At 48.3% G+C, this 24,964-nt stretch carries 23 protein-coding genes and 1 riboswitch; of the genes, 17 read left to right on the forward strand and 6 right to left on the reverse strand.

The features are described from left to right. Positions 1-2: 2 nt before the first annotated feature. From AB9R92_RS10085 to AB9R92_RS10100, 4 genes are all read right to left on the reverse strand, one after another. Positions 3-1,400 (reverse strand): glycosyltransferase family 2 protein, encoded by a 1,398-nt coding sequence (locus tag AB9R92_RS10085; RefSeq protein WP_370669322.1) that lies wholly within the window; start codon positions 1,398-1,400, stop codon positions 3-5. Next, a complete protein-coding gene (locus AB9R92_RS10090; RefSeq protein ID WP_370669323.1) occupies positions 1,400-2,452 on the reverse strand; it encodes a HEAT repeat domain-containing protein in 1,053 nt (350 codons plus the stop codon). The genes AB9R92_RS10085 and AB9R92_RS10090 overlap by 1 nt, the downstream gene beginning before the upstream one ends. After that, complete coding sequence (locus AB9R92_RS10095) at positions 2,449-4,062, reverse strand: diguanylate cyclase (protein WP_370669324.1); 1,614 nt, start codon at positions 4,060-4,062, stop codon at positions 2,449-2,451. The genes AB9R92_RS10090 and AB9R92_RS10095 overlap by 4 nt, the downstream gene beginning before the upstream one ends. A gap of 254 nt (positions 4,063-4,316) precedes the next feature. Then, the gene (locus AB9R92_RS10100; RefSeq protein WP_370669325.1) at positions 4,317-5,198 is read right to left on the reverse strand and encodes an amidase; all 882 of its coding nucleotides are present in this window, start codon (positions 5,196-5,198) and stop codon (positions 4,317-4,319) included. A 44-nt stretch (positions 5,199-5,242) separates the two neighbouring features. After that, positions 5,243-5,334, reverse strand: a riboswitch (cyclic di-GMP riboswitch). 822 nt (positions 5,335-6,156) lie between these two features. Between AB9R92_RS10100 and AB9R92_RS10105 the strand changes: the two genes are divergently transcribed. The 7 genes from AB9R92_RS10105 to AB9R92_RS10135 all read left to right on the forward strand — a co-directional run bounded on the left by AB9R92_RS10105 (position 6,157) and on the right by AB9R92_RS10135 (position 12,786). Continuing rightward, on the forward strand, positions 6,157-7,290 hold the full coding sequence (locus tag AB9R92_RS10105) for a M20/M25/M40 family metallo-hydrolase (protein WP_370669326.1): 1,134 nt from the start codon (positions 6,157-6,159) through the stop codon (positions 7,288-7,290). Positions 7,291-7,462: 172 nt separating this feature from the next. Then, on the forward strand, positions 7,463-8,632 hold the full coding sequence (locus AB9R92_RS10110) for a hypothetical protein (protein ID WP_370669327.1): 1,170 nt from the start codon (positions 7,463-7,465) through the stop codon (positions 8,630-8,632). Between the two features lie 46 nt (positions 8,633-8,678). Next, a complete protein-coding gene (locus AB9R92_RS10115; protein ID WP_370669328.1) occupies positions 8,679-9,152 on the forward strand; it encodes a hypothetical protein in 474 nt (157 codons plus the stop codon). Positions 9,153-9,597: 445 nt separating this feature from the next. Further along, on the forward strand, positions 9,598-11,529 hold the full coding sequence (locus tag AB9R92_RS10120) for a fructose-1,6-bisphosphatase (protein WP_370670091.1): 1,932 nt from the start codon (positions 9,598-9,600) through the stop codon (positions 11,527-11,529). Between the two features lie 198 nt (positions 11,530-11,727). Beyond that, complete coding sequence (locus AB9R92_RS10125; protein ID WP_370669329.1) at positions 11,728-12,027, forward strand: TIGR04104 family putative zinc finger protein; 300 nt, start codon at positions 11,728-11,730, stop codon at positions 12,025-12,027. 129 nt (positions 12,028-12,156) lie between these two features. Further along, positions 12,157-12,471, forward strand: coding sequence for a hypothetical protein (locus tag AB9R92_RS10130; RefSeq protein ID WP_370669330.1), 315 nt, complete (start codon positions 12,157-12,159; stop codon positions 12,469-12,471). Between the two features lie 39 nt (positions 12,472-12,510). Then, positions 12,511-12,786 (forward strand): hypothetical protein, encoded by a 276-nt coding sequence (locus tag AB9R92_RS10135; RefSeq protein WP_370669331.1) that lies wholly within the window; start codon positions 12,511-12,513, stop codon positions 12,784-12,786. Positions 12,787-12,914: 128 nt separating this feature from the next. On the opposite strand, the gene AB9R92_RS10140 is transcribed toward AB9R92_RS10135, so the two are convergent. Beyond that, positions 12,915-13,877, reverse strand: coding sequence for an ABC transporter substrate-binding protein (locus AB9R92_RS10140; RefSeq protein WP_370669332.1), 963 nt, complete (start codon positions 13,875-13,877; stop codon positions 12,915-12,917). Positions 13,878-14,087: 210 nt separating this feature from the next. Between AB9R92_RS10140 and AB9R92_RS10145 the strand changes: the two genes are divergently transcribed. Genes AB9R92_RS10145 through AB9R92_RS10160 form a run of 4 tightly spaced genes read left to right on the forward strand, consistent with a single transcriptional unit; the run spans position 14,088 to position 17,756 of the window. Continuing rightward, positions 14,088-15,089 carry a FecCD family ABC transporter permease gene (locus AB9R92_RS10145; RefSeq protein WP_370670092.1) on the forward strand — a complete coding sequence of 334 codons (1,002 nt, stop codon included), beginning with the start codon at positions 14,088-14,090 and terminating at the stop codon, positions 15,087-15,089. Further along, the gene (locus AB9R92_RS10150; protein WP_370669333.1) at positions 15,086-16,138 is read left to right on the forward strand and encodes a FecCD family ABC transporter permease; all 1,053 of its coding nucleotides are present in this window, start codon (positions 15,086-15,088) and stop codon (positions 16,136-16,138) included. The genes AB9R92_RS10145 and AB9R92_RS10150 overlap by 4 nt, the downstream gene beginning before the upstream one ends. A gap of 42 nt (positions 16,139-16,180) precedes the next feature. Then, entirely contained in the window at positions 16,181-17,008 is an 828-nt protein-coding gene (locus AB9R92_RS10155) for an ABC transporter ATP-binding protein (RefSeq protein WP_370669334.1), read from the forward strand. Continuing rightward, a complete protein-coding gene (locus AB9R92_RS10160) occupies positions 16,986-17,756 on the forward strand; it encodes a (2Fe-2S)-binding protein (protein ID WP_370669335.1) in 771 nt (256 codons plus the stop codon). The genes AB9R92_RS10155 and AB9R92_RS10160 overlap by 23 nt, the downstream gene beginning before the upstream one ends. A gap of 66 nt (positions 17,757-17,822) precedes the next feature. On the opposite strand, the gene AB9R92_RS10165 is transcribed toward AB9R92_RS10160, so the two are convergent. Further along, positions 17,823-18,716 carry an SDR family oxidoreductase gene (locus AB9R92_RS10165; RefSeq protein WP_121299053.1) on the reverse strand — a complete coding sequence of 298 codons (894 nt, stop codon included), beginning with the start codon at positions 18,714-18,716 and terminating at the stop codon, positions 17,823-17,825. Between the two features lie 254 nt (positions 18,717-18,970). Here AB9R92_RS10165 and AB9R92_RS10170 point away from each other — a divergent pair, with 254 nt between their 5' ends. From AB9R92_RS10170 to AB9R92_RS10195, 6 genes are all read left to right on the forward strand, one after another. Continuing rightward, positions 18,971-19,822, forward strand: coding sequence for a mechanosensitive ion channel family protein (locus AB9R92_RS10170; RefSeq protein ID WP_370669336.1), 852 nt, complete (start codon positions 18,971-18,973; stop codon positions 19,820-19,822). A gap of 755 nt (positions 19,823-20,577) precedes the next feature. After that, positions 20,578-21,234, forward strand: coding sequence for a potassium channel family protein (locus tag AB9R92_RS10175; protein WP_370669337.1), 657 nt, complete (start codon positions 20,578-20,580; stop codon positions 21,232-21,234). Between the two features lie 167 nt (positions 21,235-21,401). Continuing rightward, positions 21,402-21,959 carry a dihydrofolate reductase family protein gene (locus tag AB9R92_RS10180; protein WP_370669338.1) on the forward strand — a complete coding sequence of 186 codons (558 nt, stop codon included), beginning with the start codon at positions 21,402-21,404 and terminating at the stop codon, positions 21,957-21,959. Between the two features lie 119 nt (positions 21,960-22,078). Then, complete coding sequence (locus tag AB9R92_RS10185) at positions 22,079-22,936, forward strand: AraC family transcriptional regulator (protein WP_370669339.1); 858 nt, start codon at positions 22,079-22,081, stop codon at positions 22,934-22,936. Positions 22,937-23,229: 293 nt separating this feature from the next. Further along, a complete protein-coding gene (locus tag AB9R92_RS10190; RefSeq protein ID WP_370669340.1) occupies positions 23,230-23,913 on the forward strand; it encodes a response regulator transcription factor in 684 nt (227 codons plus the stop codon). Between the two features lie 14 nt (positions 23,914-23,927). Further along, positions 23,928-24,950, forward strand: coding sequence for a sensor histidine kinase (locus AB9R92_RS10195; protein WP_370669341.1), 1,023 nt, complete (start codon positions 23,928-23,930; stop codon positions 24,948-24,950). The last annotated feature ends 14 nt before the right edge of the window (positions 24,951-24,964 follow it).

Raw genomic sequence — 24,964 nt, forward strand, 5'->3', positions numbered from 1 at the left:
AATTAAGTCGAAATTCCTTTGCGTTTCATATCACCCCAATGTGCTTTCTTTTGGAAAGTGGCGAAAATTCCTTTGACTCGCCACAATACCATAAGCGGGCGGTACCAAAAGGCCTCAGTCAATGCCCAGAAATACAGGCGCATCAAATGGGAGACTTTCGGGTATTTGTGGAGCGTCAATTCTTCCAATAACACGGCGAGTGCCGAAATGAGCGACCCGTAGAACACCGTCACCAAGAACATGACGCCGGCGACTTGCGGGTCGACCAGCGAGAAGAAAAAGCCGCCGAAAATGATGAAATAGCCGATAAACTCGAATACGGCACCCAGCAGTTCGACAAACAGGAAATAGGGCATGGAAAACAAACCGATCGAGCCGTATTTCGGGTTGAGCATCATCTTTCTATGCGTCCACAAAGTTTCAAACAGCCCGCGCTGCCAGCGGATGCGCTGAGACCTGAGCACTTCCAGCGATTCAGGCGCTTCCGTCCAGCAGACAGGGTCTGGAATGTATTCGATGCGCTGCTTGGATTTCTCTTCCCGCAGCAAACGGTGCAGCCGGACGACCAATTCCATATCCTCGCCGACCGTGTTCTTGTTGTATCCTCCAGCTTGGATGACGCGTTCTTTATTGAAGACGCCGAAAGCCCCCGAGACGATCAGCAAAATATTCAAATGGCTCAACGCCAGGCGGCCGATCAAGAAGGCGCGGAAATACTCGACGATCTGCATGAGAACGATCGGGCTTTTTGGCAGGCCGACCAGCTCCACTTTGCTTCTCGAAATGGTCGAGCCGTTGGCGATCCGGACCGATCCGCCGGTGACGATGATTTGGCCGTCTGATTCGATAATAGGTTTCATGCATTTCAATAGCCCGTCGTTTTCCAGGATGGAATCTCCGTCTATCGCACAGAAGTACGGGAATGAAGAAAGGTTGACCCCGGCATTCAACGCATCCGCCTTGCCGCCGTTCGCTTTTTTGATGAGGCGGATATAAGGGAAGATCGAAGATTGGTAAATGGCCTCGATTTCCGCGGTCTCGATGTGCGTCCGGACAGCGAAAGGGATTTCCTTCATTTTGAATTCTTCAATCATGCGCAGCGATGTGCTGTCTTTCGATCCGTCGTCGATGACGATAATTTCTTTTTCAGGATATTCCAGTGCCAATAGCGAGCGCACGGTGCTGACGACGCCGACTTCTTCATTGTATGCCGGTACGAGGATCGACACCGGGTACGTCGATTGGTTTCTCAGGAAATCCTCTGTGGACTCGCGTTTGTCGAGCTTATTTTCTTTTTTGACTTTCCCGTAGGCAAGCGCAAAGAGACCTAGGTAGCTGAGGCTTGAAAAAAGCATATAGGCGATGACGATATAGGATAATATCAATGCTGTTTCCTGCATTATTGTTCACTTCCTAAAAGGGAGGTTTTCCATTGATTCGCCATGTCGCGCGCATAGCGGTCAGAATGATTTTCAGCGAGATGGGTCAGCACGATATCCCCTTCGGAAAACTGCGTCAAAGCTTCGGCCGATGAGTAGCGGACCCACCAAACCGGGTCCCCGAGCAGCTCGCCCAGTGTTTCCTTATAGCGCGACAATTGCAGCTTTCCGGCAATCTGGGCGGCGAACATGCGCTCCGGCCAAGCGGTCGATTGGAAAAACGGCGCAAGGGCGCTTGGGGAGTTCATGTATTGCAGATGAAGGATCGCTTTCAATGCCTGAATGCGCATTTCCATCTCCGGGTGCTGCAATTCTGCTTCGACGCGTGGAAGAAACAGCGTCATGCCGGCCATGCCAATATAGGAAATGGCAGAATGCTTCAAAGTCTGGTTGGTATTTTCATCTTTTAAAGCAGCGTCCAGCTCGTCCAGTTTCGTCAATTCATCCAGCCGCTTGAAAACATCGATATACAAACGGGCCGGGGCATCGGGGTATTTCGCAAGCGCATCGATGGCCACCGTCTCATTCAAAGAAGCGAGCGTGCGGATCAATTGCTGCGTTTCTTGGTCGAGCCTTGAACTTTTCGCCAATTTTTCCTTTAGCTGCGGCACGAGCGATTCCATCCGGAAATCTTCGATGAAATACAAAGTATTCATTCGCATCGCCCAATTCCCGCGCTTGAGCAGTTTCATATAGCGCTTGGAAAGGAATTCTTCCGACAGGCGTGAAACAGCGGGCGAATCAGCTCCCGCTTTGGTGACAGATACATAATGGTTCAATAGGCGTTCAAGCACGACCAAGTGATAAGGAGAAGCTGTCAATTCTTCGATAAATCGTTCGTCTGAAGGGTCCATCGTATAAGAACTGAATGAATCGGTTAAGAGATGGTATTGGCGATCGATTGCGGCTTCCCGTTTATTCGATTGCTGCTTGCGCCAAGCTAAAACCAACAAGAGAAGCAGTTGGCCCAGGAACAGGGAGGCGATGAGGATCCAGAAATGTGTCAAATTCACTGGAACATCCTCTTCGTGAGCCGCTGGACGCGGGCTACGACTTCCTGCGCATAAAACGGTTTGACAATGTAATCATCGGCTCCGCTCTTCAACGCCAAGACGATATCGGATTCGTTGTTCCGTGAAGTGAGCATGGAAACGACAATATTGTCATGCGGGTATTGAGAGCGCACATGGCTCAATACTTCCAGCCCGTCCATTTTCGGCATGACGCCGTCGAGCAAGATCATGTAATTCTCTTCCGGACGGTACCAATCGGAATCGACGAGTGCGAGACCGTCTGGATATTCTTCGATGTGGATATCGAAATCCTCCGCTTTCCAATTGGAAAATTGCTTGGCGACCAATTTGCGCACGAGTGAGTCGTCGTCGACAATGACGATATTCAGTTTGCGCTTCAATTCTTGTTCTTCGGATTTATACACCATCGTCTGGTTGCGCCCATTTCGCTTGGCTTGGTACAAGGCTTGGTCGGCTTTGTTGACGATTGTTTCCTGCTTGAGCCGGTATTCGCTGACCCCGGCAGAGAAGGTCAAGCGAATCGGCGCAGCAGCGTTGACGGCGAATTCCGTTTCGGAAAGTTCCTTATGCAAGCGATCGATAAATGCGGCAGCTTCCTGCGATTTGGTCTCAGGAAGAATCAAGGCGAACTCTTCTCCGCTGTAGCGGAAGAATGCGTCTGAATCACGCTTCAAGTTCAGCGCAAACTGGCTAAAGGAACGCAAAATCTCGTCTCCCGTTGGATGCCCGTAGCCATCATTGATTTTCTTGAAATGGTCCAAATCAAGCAAGGCCAAGGCGAACGGTTTGCTGGTCCTTTCTGCGAGATTGGTCATTTGCAGCAAGGTCTCATCAAAGGCTTGGCGGTTTCCAGCTCCGGTCAATTCATCAATTCGCGTACCTTTCAAGACGATTTCCTGGCCTTGCAAGCGATTGGCTAAATACGGGAGGAAATACGCCATATTCAACGGCTTGGCTAAAAAGTCAGTGGCGCCGACTTCCATTGCCCGGATGTGGTTATCAATCCGGTCATCTTCACCCATGATGGCGAGAGGGAGATGGCGGCTTCTGCCGGCTTCAGCGAGTCTTTCGGCCAGGTTGAATCCGTCGGCATCCGGCAGCTTCGCATCCACTAACACCATCTGCGGATGGATTGTGTAAAATAGTTCCGTGCCTTTTTGGCCATCCAGCGCGATGACGACAGGAATGCCTTTAGGCTCCAATATCTCTTTGAGCTTCGTGGCGAATTCGGCATCGGAATCGATAACCAATACGAGGGCTTCTTCATTTGAAGCTCTGCTTTTGGGCGTTTCCAACTCCGTCTCTTTCTCGTTTGCAGCCTCTTCCGCTGTAAAATAATTTCGGAACGAAGACATGAATCCCTGAAGCGAATCGACAGCCAGCAACTCACTGCTCTGTTCAGAGAACGCATCCAGCTTGCTTGCGCAAAAGTCGGATAGCTCCATCATGCCGATCGTTCCCGCGGTCCCTTTCATCGTGTGCAAAAATCGATAGACTTCACGCTCTTGTACAGTTTCTTGAGCTGCCCACTTCGAGAAATCCCGTTCCATGCGATTGGCGAGCAAAGCTTTGTAATCTGTTTGGGCCAATTTCTTTCACCTTCCTTAAAAGAATCTCTCAAGACATCTGGGAAAATGATGTGCCAAGAGCTGGTATATGACGAAAAGCATTCCTTAATATGTCATTTAAATAGTTAAATAGATAATATTTTCCACTTCTAGAATACCATCATTCGCCCTGTTAGTAAGGTATTTACTATTCGAATTGCGGTATTTTGAAAATCCGCTATCCGTGGAAAAAATAAAAAGACACTTCCAAAAATCAGGAAAAGTGTCCGGTCTTGTCATGGTTTAAGCGTCATCCAGCTGCCGACATGGTGGACAGCAATTCCTCCGTAAGCGGGGTGTCCTGAGTAATGAGCGGCCACTTCAGCCAATTGCGCATTCATGAACACTTCGCCTTCTTCGGCAAAAGTGATGATGCTGCCCTCGTCGGTCACGCCTGTTTCTACGCCGACTACTACAAATTTGCCGTATTTTTCGGCCATGGCGATTTCGTTTTTGACGATGTCGATGATCATCGGCGCGGAATCCCGGTAAGCCATCAATGTTACCCCGTCCGTATTGGCAATGACCCATTCGGCCAATAATCCGTTGCCGAACGTATTCTTGTAAGTGATTTCGTCAAACCAGAATGGCATGTCGGCTTCAAGGGGCAAGTTCAGCTGCGCAGAGCTCACCGCGGCTCTTTGCAAAAGCGATTGATAAGACTTCACCGTAGCAGCGCGGTTCGAATTCCAGCCGCTGTATAAATAAGGCTCCACATCCAAATGGATGCCATCAAACTCTGCCTGCTTTATCGATCCGCTTTGGTAAGTGCCCAGCCAGTTCATCAACATGTTCTGGTTCATATAGCCTTTTGGCGCAACCCAAGACGGCGCTCCGTCGAGTGCGAATACGGCTATGCCGCGTTCGTGCGCTTGTGTGACAAAGCTGCGGTACGTATTTTTGGGAATGTCGCGGTCGATCTGAACATATACTTTATTGACGTTTTTATTTTCGAGAAAAGCGAGCACTGCTCCTTCATCTTCCACGAACATCCACGGATTCCATAGCCAAGTGGCACGGGTATCAGGCGCATCGCCGCTTGCCTGTGCGTTTTCTGCCTGGCTGAACGCCAGCATAAGTGACATCGCGAACATCAACATCGCCGCTTTCTTCAACATATTCTTTTCCTCCATTCTGTCAGCCAAGGCCCACAGAATGGATGCCTGGCAACCTGACGACCGTGCACTGCTAAAGCAGTGGGTAGGCTCATGGCTTTGCGTCCTTCCTTTTCAGGTAAGTTTGCCTTTTACAGTTTTTTCATTATTATAATTCCAGTATGTTGCATTAAAATAGTATCTATTTACCTATTAAAGCTTTTACATGAAACTTATCGAGAAATTAGAGCTTGTATCATGCCAAGTCCTTTCCATTAAAGAATTATATCCATGAGTTCCTGTTATTCATCATTACCCATAAATTGTTAGGCAAAGCATTTTTCAACACTTTGCAGGCTGGAACACAGAGAAAGGAGGGGGCGTAAAAAAACCTTTCCGATTGCTTGTGCATTGCAAAGTGCCACTTGACGATTACGGAATTTGATTTTTAGTAAGATGCAGCGTTACGTATCATGAATTCAATGGTAATCCAACAAAAAAATTCACTATAGCTAAAAATCGGGTTATTTTTCTGAATAATCGGGTAACTAAGGTTATATTATTTATATGTAGTTCTTTACTATTAGATAAACGCTAAATTGTATAGTTTATGCAAGGAAATTAGATTTGTTTTTATTTAAAATTTTTCCATTTAACGCATGAGCATCTAAGTAGACGTCAAAAACTTTCACCCGATGCACGCTTCCTCAAAAATCACCCTTCGCATTACGCCATCCCTACATAGTTTGAGGCAACAACTGTATACATATTTCTTCAACCAAATTATCGATAGCTCCAAACCTTACAAACAAATCGAAGCGACAAATACAAAATGCGGGCATCCTGCAGACGCCACGTTTTTGCATGCATAAATTGAAGGGAGGTTCTCAGTACTGTTCCCAACGGACAAGCAGCCCATCCGCCGGTGCTACTCACTTTGTAAAGGGAATTGAATACGAAACGAGGAACAGGAGGGACAAAGATGTCTACAGAACGTTTAGTCAAGGAGTTCAAGGAGCTTGTTCGAATTGACTCGGAATCGTTCGCTGAAGGGCCGTTCCAAAAAGAACTGATCCGGCGTTTTAAAGAACTCGGATTGGACATTTGGGAAGATGACACGATGGCGCAGACAGGCTTAGGCGCCAATAATTTTATTGCCCGTCTTGACGGCGAGGCTTCAATCGAGCCGTTATTTTTCTCTGCACACATCGACACGGTCACTCCGGGACAGGGGATTCAGCCGATCGAAACGGGCGGGCGCGTCGAATCGGACCAGACGACCATTTTAGGGGCGGATGACAAGGCCGGCATCGCAATCATGCTCGAGCTGATCAAGAGGTTGAAAGAGCGCAACGTCCGGCATGGCCCACTGGAATTTATTTTGACACCTGGTGAAGAGGTCGGCTTGCTTGGAGTGAAGGCAGTGGATATGGATCAAGTGCATGCGAAGTACGGATATGTGCTGGATAATGGCGGTCCGGTCGGCGGCATCATCACGGCGAGTCCGACGATGCACCGCCTCAACATCCGCGTTTTGGGGCGTGCAGCTCATGCGGGACTGGAGCCGGAAAAAGGAATATCCGCCATTGAAGTCGCGGCGCGCGCGATTGCACGGATGAAGCTTGGGCGGATCGACGAAGAGACGACGGCCAATATTGGCCAAATACATGGCGGCACGGCGATGAACATTGTCATGGACCAGTTGGATCTCGTCGCGGAAGTCCGTTCCCTGAATCATCGGAAATGCCTTGATCAAGTAGAATCGATGCGCAAGGCGTTGGAAGAAGAAGCCGGACACTCCGGCGCACAGCTGGATTTTCAATCGACGCAACTGATCACAGGCTATCAATTCGCCCCAACGCATCCGCTGCTCGTACATGCCCAGCGCAGTCTCGAATTAATGGGCCGGCCAGTCCGGTTCGAACAGAGTGGAGGTGGAACGGACGCCAATGTCTTTAACGAGAAGGAAAAAGTAGTCGTCAACGTGTCCATAGGTTATGAGAACATCCATACTGTCGTGGAGCATATCCCGATTGATGAATTCGAATATGCTGTTGAATTTGCGCTTCAATTAGTGAAAAGAATGCCGGCTTTTCATGGTGATCCGCCGGAGTGAACTTGCGAGCCGCAACATCGGTAAAGGCCGCTCGGGCAAATACCATACGCATTGTAATCTTCGCTTCGATTTATCACACGGTTAGTACAGTTGTTTTTCGCTCATTGACTTCTGCAGACATCCAGGGGCTCTAAATGCAATATCACCTGCTGTGTAAAAGGGAGGAAGAGCCATGACACCCATCATCGCATTTACACTCATCATGCTCATCTGGACAATCAGTGATTATATCTCAAAAAAGACCAAAGCGTTGTTGTCGTCCCTGTTTGTCGCATCCATCATTTTCCTGATTGGGTTTAAGACGAATCTGTTTCCGGAAGATTTATTGCCGACATCCTCTTTGTTGCCGCTCGGCCAAACCATCGTCGGGCTGATCATCGTCCATTTGGGCACTTTGATCAGCCTCGAGGAGTTCAAACGGCAATGGCGCACCTTCTTGATCGGTGTCTCAGCGGTTGTGGGGATCACCATCATGATGTTTGCGATCGGGAGGCTGCTGCTTGATACGAATTATGTGCTGAGCGCCATCGCAGCAATTAGCGGAGGAACCATATCAGTCATCATCGTCCAAGAGCAGGCGTTGAATGCCGGCTTGATTTCGGTCGCTGTGTTTCCAGTGCTGATTGCTGCCTTGCAAGGTTTGATTGGATTTCCGCTCACCTCCATCATTTTAAGGAAAGAGGCCATGCGGATTCGTGATGGTGTGCGCGACGGCAGTATTACACGGAAGGCTGCTGTGGAAGAAGAGCAGGCAGACGGCAAGCAGACGATCTTGCCGGAAGCTTTTCAGACGACGGCCGGGACTCTTTTTGTAGTCGGGGTTGTCGTCATCCTGGCCATGTTCTTGAGCGGGCTGACGAATGGCTGGCTGAATACCTTTGTTATCGCTTTATTGCTAGGTATTGCGTTGCGGGCAACCGGTGTCTTGAAACCGAATGTCTTGAACGGAATCGATGCGTACGGCTTGATGATGCTGGCAATTCTTCTGATCATTTTTGGGCCCCTTGCGACAACGTCGTTTGCGGACCTGCTGGAATTATTGGTGCCGCTATTGATCGCCTTTAGCCTAGGTGTTATCGGGATCGTGCTGTTTGCGATGCTGGCGGGGAAATTTCTTGGTTATACCTATCCAATGGCGATCGCAATCGGCTTGTCTTCACTATATGGTTTTCCGGGGACTTTGATTCTGAGTGAGGAAGCGGCCAAAAACATCGGCGAAACGGAAGGTGAAATCCAAATTATCGAAGACGAGATCTTGCCGAAAATGGTCGTTGCTGGCTTTTCGACTGTGACCATCACTTCGGTTTTCATTACAGGGATATTAGCGTCATTTATTTACTGACCAAGAGACTGCTGCCGCCGAAAATTAAAAATTGGAGGAGATAGCGATGGCTCGAAAAAAGTCTGAGCATTATCACATCATCACTTTGTCATTTGAAGATAATTTGAAGGCCTATCAATTGTTCAGCCAGCTCAAGCAATATCATGTGGAAGGGCAGCTCGAACTGCAGCAGATTGTCGTCATTGAACGGGAAGAGAATGGATCGTTCGCTTTCAAAGACGCTGCCGATTTATCCAGGTCAAACAAAGCGACCAAGGGTGCGTTGATCGGCATGGCAGTCGGCATTTTGGGTGGCCCGTTCGGCGTGCTTTTCGGCACATTGACCGGAGGCATGATCGGGACCAGCCAAGAATTGAAAAGAATGAAATCCACTGAGGAGTTGTTCAAAAAAACAATCGGGAATATCGAACTTGGGACTACAGGGATTATCGCTATCGGAAAAGAATATGAAGAATCCGTGCTGGATGGATTGGTGGATGAACTCGGAGGCAAAGTGACAAGAACAGATGAAGAACTGTGAAGAAAGGAAAGAATTAAAGAGCACTCAGAGTGGGGTGCTATAAGTAAATCAATCAGCTGAAAACCTTAGAATTTCTGGAGCTTGGCACCTTATCGATTTATTTAAGCATCAAACCGATGGACCGAACCGTGCCGTAACCAAAAATTTAAGGGGCAAAAAAGAGCGACAAGTGCTTCATTCAGCTTTCCATAATTAATAAAAACGGTTTGTGGAAAAAATCCAGAAAAACGGTGTTCTGCACTTGAATTGTGCAGGGCACTATTTTTTGTCTGTCGGCCAATTTCCCGCCGCGGCGCAATTAACACTAGAGCCTTTACGAAAACTGCTATAGACTGGAAATATAGAGGGATTTCTTGTGCATGCCCATTTTAAGAACATGCTTTTCAGGAATGTGATTTCATTAAAATTGGAGTAATACATAAAACTTAAAGGAGGGTTCCGCATGATCAGTTCAAAATACTTGGATTTACTGGCAGAAAAATACGATAGCGAAGAAAAAGTGGCGACGGAGATCATCAACCTGGAAGCCATCTTGAATTTGCCGAAAGGGACGGAGCATTTCGTCAGCGATCTCCACGGCGAGTACCAGGCATTCCAGCATGTGTTGCGCAACGGCTCCGGCAACGTCAAAGTGAAAATCAGGGACCTGTTCAAGAATGAAATGGGGGAAGAAGAGCTCAACGAATTCGCGACGCTCGTCTATTATCCGGAAGAGAAATTGAGCTTGATCAAGAGCCATTTCAGCAGCAAGAAAGAACTGAAGGACTGGTATATCGAAACGATTGAGCGGCTCTTGAAACTGGTGTCTTACGCCTCATCCAAATACACGCGTTCCAAATTGCGCAAAGCTTTGCCGAAGCAGTTCGTCTACATCATCGAAGAACTGTTGTACAAGACGGATGAATTCACTAACAAGAAAGATTATTACGCGAAAATGCTCGAGCAGATCATTTCCTTAGGGCAAGTGGATAAACTGATCGTCGGACTCGCCTATACGATGCAGCGCCTGACGGTCGACCATCTGCACGTCGTCGGCGATATATACGACCGGGGACCGGATCCGCACAAAATCATGGATACGCTCATCGACTACCATTCCGTCGACATCCAATGGGGCAACCACGACGTACTGTGGATCGGCGCGTATTCCGGCTCCAAAGTCTGCCTTGCGAACATCATCCGCATCTGCGCGCGCTATAACAACCTGGACATCATCGAGGATGTCTACGGCATCAACCTGCGCCCGCTGTTGAATTTGGCGGAGAAATACTATGAAGACAATCCGGCGTTCCACCCGAAACGGATTTCTGGCGAACACTTGACGGAGCAGGAACAGCTGCAGATCACGAAGATCCACCAGGCGATTTCGATCATCCAGTTCAAGCTCGAAAGCCCGATCATCAAACGGCGCTCCTGTTTCGCGATGGAAGACCGCTTGCTATTGGAGAAAGTCGATTACGACAAGAACGAAGCGACGATCCACGGCAAAACTTATCCGCTGGAGAATACGTGCTTCTCTACAATCGACCCGGAACATCCCGACCGCCTGCTCGACGAAGAGCAGCAAGTCATCGACAAATTGCTGTTCTCCATCCAGCATTCCGAAAAGCTGTCGCGTCATATGAACTTCCTCATGAAAAAAGGCAAGCTGTATCTCCAATACAACGGCAATTTGCTCATTCACGGCTGCATCCCGCTTGAGGAGAACGGCGACATGAAGCAAATGGAGATCGAAGGCGAAAGCTACGCAGGACGGGAATTGCTCGATGTTTTCGAAGAATATACCCGCTACGCGTTCGCGCATCCGGAAGAAACCGACGATTTCGCGACCGATATGGTGTGGTACCAATGGACAGGCGAAAATTCTTCCTTGTTCGGCAAACGCGAAATGACGACGTTCGAACGCTATTTCATCAAAGACAAAGAAACGCATAAAGAACGGAAAAATCCATATTACCATTTGCGTGAAGATGAAGACATGTGCCGCAAAATGCTTGCGGAATTTGATTTGAACCCTGACTATGGCCGCATCATCAACGGGCATACACCGGTCAAGGAACGGGACGGGGAAGACCCGATCAAAGCGAACGGCAAAATGATCGTCATCGACGGCGGGTTTTCAAAGGCCTATCAATCGACAACCGGAATCGCCGGTTATACGCTTTTGTACAATTCCTACGGCATGCAGCTCGTCGCCCACCAGCGCTTCAATTCCAAGGAAGAAGTACTGCAAAACGGTACCGATGTCTTATCGATAAAACGATTGGTCGACGAAGAACTCGAGCGCAAGAAGGTGCGGGAGACGAACATCGGGCAAGAGCTCCTGCAGGAAATCTCCAATTTGAACAGCTTAAGAAAGCATCGCTATATGCATTAACAGCAGAAAGAGCGAGAACTGACTATCAGTTCTTGCTCTTTTTTATTGGAGATAAATTCGACAGGACTGTTCATGTCAAAGGTGAAACCCAGTTAATTGGCATGTGTGTTGTGGGAATTTTTGGTTATCTCTGTTAGTCTAATAAGGACAAGGTCTTAAAAAGCATAATTTAAACAATAAAGTGACTGGGGTGAGTCCATGCCGATTTGTCAAAATTGCCATAAGCAATGGAGTTGGAAGCAGACGGTCAAAAAGATGTTTACATTGGATACGGGAATGATTTGCCCGCATTGCGGGAAAAAGCAATTGCTTACTACCCAATCGAAAAAAAGAGCTGGCCTTACCAACTTTCTGACGCCATTGGCTATGCTTTTCGGGGTTTTATTTGATCTTTCGTTCGTTACGATATTCCTGCTGATCATCGCCAGTGGCGTCACCGTTATAGCTGCCTACCTATTTTTAGTCGAATTGACAGAGGAAGACGAACCGCTCTGGTAAAGTAAGCGGTAAAAAGGAAGTGTTTATATTTTTTATCCAGTCAGTTTGTACATAGCCATTCTAATAGCCATCCTCTACTGCATAGTCTTGTGGATGCTGAGAAACTTGGGGAAATTCAGGATTCCTTTGTTGATCTATGGAATTGTGGTGCAACTGTCGTTTCTCGCGTTCTTTTATGGGATGAGCCGTTATTTCAGGACCAACGACAGTGTGAACCGGGATTATTTCGACGTCTTTGGGAACGGCCTCGCCATTTTCTACCTTTTGATGGTCGTTCCATTTGCCATTGCGCTATGGGTGCAGGTCTATAAAGGCGTATGGCGGCTGGAAATCGGCAAAATTTCCAAAATCATCATGGTAGTGTTATTTGTCCTGGTGACCTTGGTGGTCGCATTCTTCGGTTTTTATGCACATATCCTGTTCTACTACGGCTTTGCGCCGTGATGGCAGGCAGCGGGATTTCTTGAAAAAGGAGGAGACGGGATGTTCAGTAAACATTCACTTGGACTCATCACTTTGGGAAGTTTACTTCTCATGCTCAACCGGTTGATGTCCGGGTATTCCGAGCCGCTTGCACTTATCGGTTTTCTGCTGCTATTTACAGCGGCGGGCGCCGTGTTCATGGCTTTCGTGAAAAGTGAGCCGGGACATTTGAAAGTTTGGTCGCTCTCGGTTTTCTTCGTCGTCCTGTTTATCATTACCTGGGCCGAGCCTTTCGAGATTTTGCGCCTGATGACATGGCTGAAAAATGTTATATAAATCGCTCTTTACATCAGAGGTCAAAGCTCGAATGAGAGAAGAGACATGAAGAGAAGACCCTGGTTCCAGTGGTTAACTCTATAAAAAAGATGAAAAATCCCCTTCAATTTAATTGAAGGGGATTCCTGTTATTGAAGCAATTTCTCTTCTAAGTCATCGAGCATAAGGTTTGCTGCTTCGACGCCGCCAGCGGTATTCCAGATCGTGTCGCTCACTTCGTAAGCTTTGCCATCCTGGACGGCTTGCAAGTTGTTCCAAATTGGATCGTTTACCCAAGCTTCTTCAGCCTGTTGGCCTTCTTCTTGTTCGTTTTGGTAAGTAAAGTAGAAAATCACGTCACCATCCATCTCTTCGATGCGCTCTTTCGTTACGCCCATAGCGGCGAAATCATCTACGTCTTGGGATTCAGGACGTGCCAAGCCGATTTCGTCAAGAATGATTCCTGAGAAAGAGTCTTTATGGTAAATCCGAACGTCATCAGGCATGAAGCGCACCATCGATACTTCGGTATCAAGTTTATCACCCAGATTTTCGCTAAGTTCGGTCACACGAGCATTATACGCATCAAGGACTTCTTGACCTTTTTCTTCTTGGTTGATCGTTTCAGCAATCAATTCAAAATTAATCTTCCAGTCGCCACGCAATGTCTCTTCGAAAACAGTAGGCGCAATGGCGTTCAATGCTTGATATTGTTCTTCTTGGCGCATTTTGTTACCGATGATCAGGTCAGGTTCCAAAGCGGCGATTGCTTCAAGGTTAAGTTCGCTTTCCGTTCCGACCACCTCAACGCCTTCCATATCTTCAGCGATGTGCTCATACCAAGGGTCGCCTGTCCATGACTGTACAGCTCCAACAGGTGTAACGCCCATTGACAATAAGGCTTCCGTTCCATGGTTTGTGAGTACTACAATGCGCTCGGGATCACCTGTGATTTCAGTACTGCCCATGGCGTGTTCTACCGTGTAGCTTTCAGCCGCGGCAGCATCGCCACCAGATTCTGTGTTTGTTTCAGTTTCTTCGCTTCCGCAAGCAGCAAGCAATAAAACCAGCGCTGCCACTAAAGCCACGATTGAATAAAATTTCTTCGACATATATGTTCCTCCTAAAATCTTCTAATTGATAATGATTTTCAATTACTCTTATCGTAAAGGGAGCGCCAAAAGCTGTCAAGGTGTTTTCCAGGATTAATTGACAATGATTATCAATCACATTTATACTCTTAGGGGAAGAAATTATTAAAAGACGCATTTATAAGTTCGATAAATAGAAAGCTTGTGGGGAATTTGGGAGAAGGTTGAACAATTATGATTACGAATAATCGGGCACGTACCCTTGGATTGGCAATCGGAATTATTGCCGTCCTCGTTCTTATTTGGCTCAGCATCATTTTGGGGCTGACAAAAGTAACGACAGAAATGCTGATGGATGCCATCTATCGTTTCGATGGTTCCAATGAACATATCATCATCCAGGATACGAGAATACCGCGGGCATTCATTGCAGCGGCGGTGGGAGCTAGTCTTGCCATCTCCGGTACGATCATGCAAGGGCTCACCAATAACCCGCTCGCTTCGCCCGGGATCTTAGGGATCAATGCAGGTGCCAGCTTTTTTGTTGTATTTGGCATCAGTTTCTTAGGCTTATCTTCGTTGACAGCTTTTACATGGCTGGCTTTTTTCGGGGCAGCTGTGGCGGCTATAGTTGTCTATATTTTCGGGTCGATGGGGAGTGAAGGGATGACTCCTATCAAGATCACCTTGGCCGGAGCCGCAATCGCTGCAATGTTTTCTTCACTGACACAAGGAATCTTGACCTTGAATGAGCAAGCATTGGATCAAGTGCTATTCTGGCTTGCAGGTTCCATACAAGGGCGGGATTTGGATATCCTGCTTTCTGTATTGCCGTATCTCATAGCGGGTGTTCTCCTGTCACTGCTGATCGGTAGGCAAATGAATGTACTTGCAATGGGTGAAGACCTCGCAAAAGGCTTGGGGCAGAAAACCATGCTCGTCAAAATGATGGGTGCATTGATCGTCGTTTTACTAGCCGGCGGTTCGGTCGCTGTCGCTGGCCCTATTGGTTTCGTAGGCATCATCATCCCCCATTTTGCCAGATGGCTGGTTGGCATCGATTATCGATGGGTGATTCCATACAGTGCGTTGCTTGGAGCGGTCTTGCTTCTTGCAGCTGATATTGGGGCGAGATATATTTTAATGCCTTCTGAAGTGCCTGTCGGAGTAATGACAGCCATCGTTGGCGCTCCTTTCTTTGTCTATATTGCAAGGAGGGGGATTAGCGAATGAAGAACTATCGAAGCTTTCGTTTAGGAAAAGCATCATTTTTAATCGAAAAAAAATCCCTTTTCACTTTGGTCGTGCTCACAATTTTAATGTTCGCCTTCATCATATTAAGTCTAGGCATCGGACAGTTGGTCATTTATCCATTGGATGTGGTAAAGGCTATTTTCGGAGCAGGCACCGACATGCACAACCTAGTTGTCCAATCGTTCAGGATGCCGAGAATCTTGCTTGCGGTTTTCGCTGGTGCGGGTTTGGCGATGTCAGGAGCGATTCTGCAGGGAATTATTCGTAATCCACTGGCTTCACCGGACATTATAGGAATCACAGCCGGGGCATCGTTTACAACAGTGGCATTTCTAGCGTTCTATAGCGATCGGAGCAATACGCTTGAAGTCAGTATCCACTGGCTTCCGCTCGCATCGTTTGCCGGAGCTGTAGGCATGGGCTTTCTCGTCTATCTACTGTCTCAAAAATACGGTGAAGTGGCACCGATCCGCTTGGTGTTGATCGGTATTGGGCTGTCGGCCGCAGCACAAGCACTGACGACCATGATGATGATTCTCGGGCCCATCTTTACTGCCTCAAGAGCAAATATCTGGATCACTGGAAGTGTCAACGGCACCAATTGGACAGAAGTACTGACCATCATTCCATGGATTTTCCTGTTGACTGCGATTCTTTTCTTTTATGCACGACGCTTGAACATCCAGGAACTTGGCGACGAACTGACTATTAATGCCGGCAGCCTGGTCCAGCGGGATCGGCTCGCTTTGCTGTTCCTTAGCAGCGCACTGGCTGGCGGGGCTGTTGCCTTTGCTGGAGGCATCGGTTTTGTCGGATTGATGGCACCGCATATCGCCAGAAAGCTGGTCGGTTCCGCTTTCGGTGCTTTGTTGCCTGTCTCCGCTCTCATTGGCGGGTTGATCGTCCTGATCGCTGATTTGATTGCCCGTACGGCATTCGCGCCACTTGAGATACCTGCCGGCGTCTTCACTTCTGCAATTGGAGCGCCGTATTTCATTTATCTGCTGTATCAGAATCGGAATCGATAACGCTATAGATCATTTAGGCAGCTTTAGAAGGAGGAAGATGTAATGGATGCATTATCTACGAGAGGCTTGACACTCGGATACGGGGAAACCGACATCATCAGCGAGCTGGATTTATCCATTCCGAAAGGAGAAATCACCGTGCTGATCGGGAGCAATGGCTGCGGCAAGTCGACGCTTTTGCGTTCGCTTGCGCGGTTATTGAAGCCGAAAGAAGGCGCGGTGATTTTAGACGGCCAACAAATTTCCAAAATGTCGACCAAAAAAATCGCCAAACAATTGGCCATCTTGCCGCAGACCTCTATCGCCCCGGAAGGCCTGACCGTTTTGCAATTGGTTAAGCAAGGCCGTTATCCGCACCAAAGCTGGATCAAGCAATGGTCGGAAAAAGACGAGGAAGCGGTGTTCGCGGCGCTTGCCTCTACAGGCCTGACAGAATTCGCGGAACGTAAAGTTGATTCCTTGTCGGGCGGCCAGCGGCAACGTGCATGGATTGCCATGACCCTGGCTCAGGAAACGGATATTATTCTGCTCGATGAGCCCACGACTTATCTTGATTTGACCCACCAGATCGATATCCTTGATTTGTTATACGAGTTGAATCAGACGCAAAACCGCACGATCGTCATGGTCCTTCATGATTTAAATCTTGCTTGCCGTTATGCGGATCACATTGTAGCGATTCATGACAAAAAAGTGTTCAAGCAAGGGGCACCGAATGATATCATCACACCGGACCTGATGCGCTCGGTCTTTGGGCTGCAATGCCAAGTGACCTGTGATCCAATCTGCGGGACCCCACTATGCATTCCCTTCAGCAAAGGAAAACACTTAAAAGGCAGGGCGGAAAATGTTGTGCCGATTAGCAGCTGAGGAGAGCGCTTATTTAAGCGAACATTTCCGGCTGCTGGACAAAATAGGGGACGAAGAGAAGATTCTGCTAAGCCAACTCAAGGAACCCGTATTCCCTCAAAATTATTTGAAGCGGCTTCATGAAGAGTTAGAGACGGAAAGTCGCATTGCGGCCGTCTCCCAGCTGATGAAGCGTTTAGGCTATTTGCTGGTCGTTCCGACTCTCTACACGGCGGCAGTATACAATAAAGCGCTGAACTTGGACTTTACTGAAGCTTATCTTGTGGACCGGCGACAAGGAAACTTGTGGATGCCTCACTTATGGTGGGAAGAGCTTACTGCAAGTGAGCTGTCAGGCGAATCAAGACATGCTAGGATTGAGGAGCTGGCGAGGAAATTAGTTGAAGAATTGGCGGAAATCATCAGGGCCATTTCAAAGGCCGCTTCGATACCGAGAAGCATCCTTTGGGAAAACACGGCCATCTATGTTTATTGGCTCTATGAAACCAGGCTTATGCTGGAGGAGGATAACCGTATCCGCCTGAAAGCAAAAGGCGATTTTGAATTTCTCCTTAAAGAGTTGCCAGCTGAAGCGTTCAATGAAAAAGTGAATCAGTTTCAGAAGTTCCATCATCCCCGAAATGTGGATCCTGAAAGCGGAGAAGCGATCCGGGTGCGCCAGACATGCTGTTTTGCCTATGAAACGGGGGGCGGAAAAGCGTATTGCAAAACCTGCCCAAAGAAAGTCCGGCCATGTGTGGTGAAATAGAAAAGCTTACGCTACCAAGAAGAATCGGCAGCGTAAGCTTTTTTGAATGTTATAGAAAGTCGGAAATCATGCCGTCGTCATGCCGCCTGTGATGCTGTAGATTTGCCCTGTGACGTAGCTCGATTCGATGGAAGCGAGGAATACGTAAACAGAAGCGAGTTCTGCAGGCTGTCCTGCGCGGCCGATTGGCGTCTCCGGTGTGCCTTTGCCGAATTCCGGAATGTTTTCCTGCGGCTGTCCGCCCGAAATCTGAAGCGCTGTCCAAATTGGGCCTGGTGCGACCGAGTTGACGCGGATGCCTTTGTCCGCCAATTGCTTGGACAAGGATTTCGTGAAGCCGATGATCGCGAACTTCGTGGCGGAATAATCAAGCAGCATCGGGCTCGGGTCAAAGCCTTCGACTGAACTCGTCGTGATGATCGACGCGCCTTCTGGTAGGTATGGCAGCGCCGCTTTCACTGTCCAGTACATCGAATAGACATTCACTTGGAATGTTTTCTCGAGCTGCTCTGTCGGAAGGTCGGCAATGTCTTTGACGGCTTGCTGCTTGCCTGCAACAAGGGCCAAAATGTCCAATCCGCCAAGTTCGGTGTTCGCTTTTTCAACCATTTCTTTGTTGAATGCTTCGTTGCTCAAGTCGCCGGGGATCAATACGGCTTTACGGCCTTCTGCTTCGATCAATTGTTTCACTTCGTCGGCATCGGATTGTTCCGCCGGCAAATAGTTGATCGCCACGTCTGCGCCTTCTCTAGCGTAAGCGATAGCAGCAGCACGGCCGATTCCGGAATCGCCTCCAGTGACAAGTGCTTTACGGCCTTCAAGTTTGCCTGAACCTTTATACGTCTTCTCGCCGCAGTCCGGCACAGGGGTCATTTGGTTTTGTACGCCAGGGGCTTCCTGGTATTGTTTCGGAAAATCTTCCGTTGTATATTGGGTTCTAGGATTTTGGATATTCGCCATTTTATCTCTCCTCAGTTTGGTAAAAAGTTGGTTTCTACCTTTATCTACCACTTGAAACCAGAGTGAAACCTTTTTTAAAAATGTAAGCGTTCCAATGAGAAAAAATAAAAAATGCCCCATTGAAACAAGACAAGTTCAGGTGGCATGAATGAAATGCGCCATGGAAGTATGGTATAAAGAGACAGGAAAATACATAGAAGCTGCGCCGCTAAAGTTTATTCCATGCAGCGAAAGAACGTGAAAGGAATGATTGTTTGTTTGACTTCATTGATATTGATTGGGGACATCTATTAGTCGAGGCGGGCATCATCGCCGCTCAAGTCATCGGAATTTTAATTGCCTTCGTGATCGTGCGGGCCATCGGGAAAAAGCTGATCCACCGCTCGTTTGACCGCTTGACGAAAAAAGGCGATGTGACAAACGGCCGCGCATTGACGCTTCGTTCATTGTCCGAGAACGTCTTCTCCTACGCATTGGTTTTTGTATTGGTTGCAACTTTATTTAATATTTTTGGGCTGTCCGTCGCGAGCCTGATCGCCGGCGCAGGAATCGTCGGCCTGGCGATCGGTTTTGGCGCACAGGGCCTCGTCAGCGACGTGGTCACCGGCTTCTTCCTGTTGCTGGAGAAACAAATTGATGTCAACGATTACGTAACGGTTGGCGCCATTGACGGCGTCGTCGAATCGGTCGGTTTGCGGACGACGCAAATCCGCAGCTTTGACGGGACTTTGAACTTCATTCCAAACCGCGACATCACGACCGTCAGCAACCATTCGCGCGGAAATATGCGCGCACTTGTGGATATTGGCGTCTCGTATGATGAAAACATCGACGAAGCGATGGCTGTGCTGAAAACAGTGTGCGAAAAAGTCGCGACAGACAATGCCAATATCGTCGAAGGGCCGGATGTCATTGGCGTCCAGGCGTTCGGGGCGTCGGATGTCACGCTGCGCATTATCGCCAAAGCGAAGAGCGGGGAACAATGGGGAGTTGAGCGCGAGCTGCGCAAGTCCATCAAGGAAGCGCTTGATGCCCATAATATTGAAATCCCTTTTCCACATCAGGTGACGATCCACAAAGGCTTGGAGAATCCTGTGCAGTCTTAAGCGAGTAATGGGAAGAGCAGGATCGGTACTGACTAATCAGTGCCGGTCCTGCTTGTCTGTTGGCTCCTAATTAATTATCCTAATATTATAATGAATATAGGGTTTCTTTTCTCTCCTTGTGGGTATTTTGAATAAGAAGAGAGAGGTGCTAAATGACTACGGATGGACAATTGTTGGAAAGACTGAAGTTTCGCGACAAAACCGCCTTGGAATTAATATACGATCAATACTATTTATTGCTATGGAAAGCCTGTTGCAGGGAATTTGGCAGCCAAGCGGATTGTGAGCGCATCTTAACGGAAGTTTTTCAGCAACTATGGGAACATCCACAGCAATTTAGCGGAAATAAACGGCTATTGTTCTATTTGCTTGAGTGCACGAACGGAAAAATAGCAGCCATAAAAAGAGAGCGGCACTGCCCCTTTCAAAGTGAAAAGACGTGCAGTTGACTGCATTTCAAATGAGACAAAAAATGAACTCGCCAAAACAGGCGGTCAATGATCCTTACTAGGCTCTTAACCTTTGATACAACCAAGGTTAAGAGTCTTTTTCATAGGATCAAAGGGTAAAAAATACAAAATACTTTCTATTGTTAATATATTGACAATGGCCTTCAACAGCGGTAGATTTTAGACAATTGGCTATTGATGCCGATCCCCTGTGTAAGGGTAATACGGAATCGAATGAAGGTCCACTCTTGGCATCACAGGTTTTTCAGTGGATCTTTTTTAACGCTATAGAAATGAGGAACTGACTTGAAAAAGCAATTTATCGTGATCGGCCTGGGCCGGTTCGGCAGCAGCATTTGCAAAGAGCTATTCAAGCTCGGGCATGAGGTCATGGCCATCGATTCATCGCCGGAGCGCGTAGATAGGATGCGCAAATATTCTTCCCATGCCGCCGTGGCGAATGCCATCGACGAAGCGAGCTTGAGAGAGCTTGGGGTGCGGAATTTTGAACATGCGGTCGTGGCAATCGGCGAAAATATGCAGACGAGCGTGTTGTGCACGTTGATGCTCAAGGAAATCGGCATTCCGCTTGTGTGGGTCAAAGCGAAAGACCTGCAGCACCAGATGATCCTCGAGAAAGTCGGGGCGGACCGCGTCATCCAGCCGGAAAAAGAGATGGGCATCCGCATCGCCCACCATATGGATTCCGAAAAAGTCGTGGATTACATCGATTTGTCCGAAGACTATAGCATCGTGGAATTGGTAGCTTCCGAGAAATTGATGGACCAAAGCTTGCTGGAGCTGGACATCCGGGCGCGGTACCAATGCACGATCCTCGCGATTAAGCGGGGGGACGAAGTGAACGTCGCGCCGATGCCGGACGATCAAGTGAAGTTGGACGATGTGCTGGTCGCCATGGGCCATCGCAATGATTTGAAGCGTTTCGAGGCGAAAGGAATATAGAACAGCTATTGGATTTTGGAAGGCTAGCGGGAGAAGCACACTTCGATTGAAGCGTGCTTCTTTTTTTGATGAGTTTTAAGTATTTAATATTATAGAAGGAAAATGAGGCGCGAAGAGGAATTGATTAGCAAAGAGACTTGTTGAACATAGGAAGGGACGTGAACGATATGGCAAAAGTCTGTTTTGGGATGATCGCTTCACTTGATGGATTTATCAGCGACCGGCATGGAAAACTCGACAAGCTGTACGAAAGCTTCAAGCCCAACGATGAGATCAATGAAGTGATGGCCAATACAGGAGCGGTCGTGATGGGCCGCCGAACTTACGACATGACGGATGACCCGGATGCTTATGCCGATAATTACGAATTTCAAGTGCCCATTTTTGTCCTGACGCACCGTCCGCCGGCCAAGCATCCGAAAGAAAATGACAACTTGAGCATTACCTTCGTGACCGATGGCATCGAATCCGCCGTCCGCATGGCAAAAGCGGCCGCAGGAGAGCGGGATGTCGTCGTGCTCGGTGCCGATGTCGGACAGCAAGCATTGCGTGCGGATCTGGTGGACGAATTGCAAATCGCCATCGCCCCGCTGCTGCTCGGGACGGGAACCCGCATGTTCGACCACTTGGAAAACGTGGAGATTCATTTGGAAAAAACCCGGACGATTGAAACGGATGAGCAAATAGAGGTTTATTACAAAGTAAGCAGGCAGGAGATGGATTAAAGAGTCCTTAAAGCATGGCATCAATCGGAAGCTAGCAGGCATAAGCTGTCCAAACAGCGCACAAAATGACAGGAAATCAAACCGCTGCCCGGTTATTATTCAAGTAAGGAGTTGAGAGCATGGCTTTGGTGCAGTCTTTGCAAAAAGCGATTGATTATATGGAGGCGAATTTGCTGAATGAGATGTCCATCGAAGCCATCGCAAAACAGGCAAATGTCTCTCCGTTTCATTTCCAACGCATGTTTTTGATCATGACCGACATCTCCGTCGGGGAATACCTGCGTCGCCGCCGTCTGACATTGGCCGCCCAACAATTGCTCAACACCGATCAGAAAATCATCGATATCGCGTATCGCTACGGTTACGAATCACCGGAGGCATTCACGAAAGCGTTCCGCAAGCAGCACGGAATCAGCCCGAGCGAGGCGCGAAAAGGGAAGGGGGCATTGCAGTCGCATAACCGCTTGATGATTCAAGTGAACTTGAAAGGAGCAAGTCCGATGAACTATCAAATCGTTGAAAAAGATGCGTTTCAAGTCGTTGGGGTCAAACGGGAATGTCCCTGTGGAGAGACTGGTGAAGTGAACGGAGTTGCCGAGTTTTGGATGGAGGCCAATGCTGATGGAACATCTGCCGAATTGGCGGAGCTGATGAACAGTGAAATCAAAGGTTTGCTCGGAATCACCGATAACTATAACGAGGAGAAGAATACGGTCGATTATTGGATTGCAGTAGAGCGCGCCGGTAAAGTGCCGGCTGATTTCCATGCATTCACGGTGCCGAAATCCAAATGGGCTATTTTTGAAGTGAGGGGATCTGCCCCGATCGCAATGCCTGAAGCCTGGAACCAAATCTACACTGAATGGATTCCATCCAATGGCTATGAAGTTGCTGATATACCAGCTATTGAAGCTTACACGGATCCCGATTCATATAAAGACGATTCGTCGAACCAAATTTGGCTGGCGGTGAAATAGCATGGTGGATTTGCCTATGTACAAGTAGAGGATTTAAAAGCTAACGTTTGGTAAGCGTTTGAGTGACAACCACTTAGCTGACAGATCTCCAATAGAGCCATTATAGAAAAGACCGGAAAATGAACTTCATTTCTAGTCTTTTTCTTTGTGAATCGGATAAATGCCCCAGTAAAAAGTAAGTTATTGCCCCTTTATGCAATCGCAAGGAGACCGGATTTTGCGTTCTTGTTTCCTGTCCATTCGAATTTCCATTAGAATGAAAGAACAAGAAGGACGAAAGGAAGTGCGCGGAAATGGACATGAAGATTTTCATCGTGGAAGACGATCAGGCAATTTTTCAATCCTTGAAGGAAAGTTTGGGTAAATGGGGGATGCAAGTGGTAGGCCCTGATTCTTTCAGCGATGTCTTGGAAAGCTTCATTGCCGAACAGCCGCAATTGGTTATCATGGACATCCAGCTGCCGGTGTATGATGGCTTTCATTGGTGCCGTGAAATCCGGGCGATTTCGAAAGTGCCGATCATCTTTCTGTCTTCACGCGACCACCCGATGGACATGGTCATGTCGATGCAGATGGGGGCAGATGATTATGTCCAGAAGCCGTTTCACGCTGATGTGCTATTGGCGAAAATCCAGGCGACCTTGAGGCGGGTGTATTCGTACGGCGAAGAAACTTCAGACGTATTGGAATGGAATGGGGCATTGATCGACTTAAAACGCGGCATCATCCGGCTGGGCGGTAAAGAAGCGGAACTGACGAAAAACGAGTTTTTCATTTTGACGGTGCTCGTCGAAGCGAAAGACGAGATTGTCTCCCGCGATGAGATCATCCGCAAACTGTGGGATGATGAACGATTCGTCAACGACAACACCTTGACGGTCAACGTCACGCGGCTGCGCCAAAAACTGGCGGATTTGGGACTCGGCGATGCCATTTTGACGAAAAAAGGCTTAGGGTACGTGGCCGTCACCTTATAGAAACGAGGGATTCGATGTTTTGGGCTTATGTGAAGGATATGAGAAGCTGGATCCTCTTTTTCATCGCCACTTTAGGCGCAGCCGATTTATTGCTGTGGCTCGATTCAGGCCTTGCGGTAGAGGTTTCTTCGCTGCTGTATATGAATGCGTTGTTGCTGATAGCACTCGCGGTGTTTGTCTTCTGGCGCTTTCGGCAAGAAACGGCGTATGGCCGGGAATTGACGCGTCTAGAAGGTGAGCCGGCAGCGGATTGGCAGGAACTGTTGCCGGAAGCGAAGTTCAAGCGCGAGGAACAGATGAACGAAGTACTGCAGACAGCCGCCGCATCGATGGCTGCCCAATTAAATGAACTGCGCCAGCAAAACATCATCCAAGGTGATTACACTGCCGCTTGGGTACACGAAGCAAAAGCACCGCTGACAGCAATCCGCCTGTTGATCGACTCGAACCGCTCGGCTCCCGGCATGCAGCGGATTGAAGCGGAATGGCTGCGCCTGTATTTGCTGGTCGACCAACAATTATACATATCGCGGCTGTCTTCTCTAGAAGCCGATTATGCAGTGGATAACGTGATGTTAAAAGACATAGTGGCTCCTGAGGTCCGTGAATTGATGGCATGGTGCAGGGAAAAAGATCTGGAAATTGAATTGGAGGGCCTGGACGTACTCGTCATGAGCGATAAGAAATGGGGGCGTTTCGTCTTGCGCCAAATTCTGTCGAACGCGGTAAAGTACAGCCCAGAAGGCGGCACGATCCATATTTCTGCGCGCACAGACAGTACGGGCCACCGCATTCTGTCGGTTCAAGACGAGGGGCCGGGAATCCCGAATCACGACTTGCCGCGCATTTTCGACAAAGGCTTTACGGGCGGCACAGGACGGCTTCATAATGCGGCGACGGGTCTTGGGCTGTATTTGGCGAAAACGGTGTCGGATAAAATCGGCATCATGCTTTCGGTTTCTTCAGAGTCGGGAAGGGGGACTACATTCGAGATGGGCTTTCCTATCGAAAATGACTTCGACCATATCCGTAAGTGACAGCATCGTCACAT

This window comes from Planococcus sp. SSTMD024, from assembly GCF_041320495.1.
Lineage (GTDB): Bacteria > Bacillota > Bacilli > Bacillales_A > Planococcaceae > Planococcus.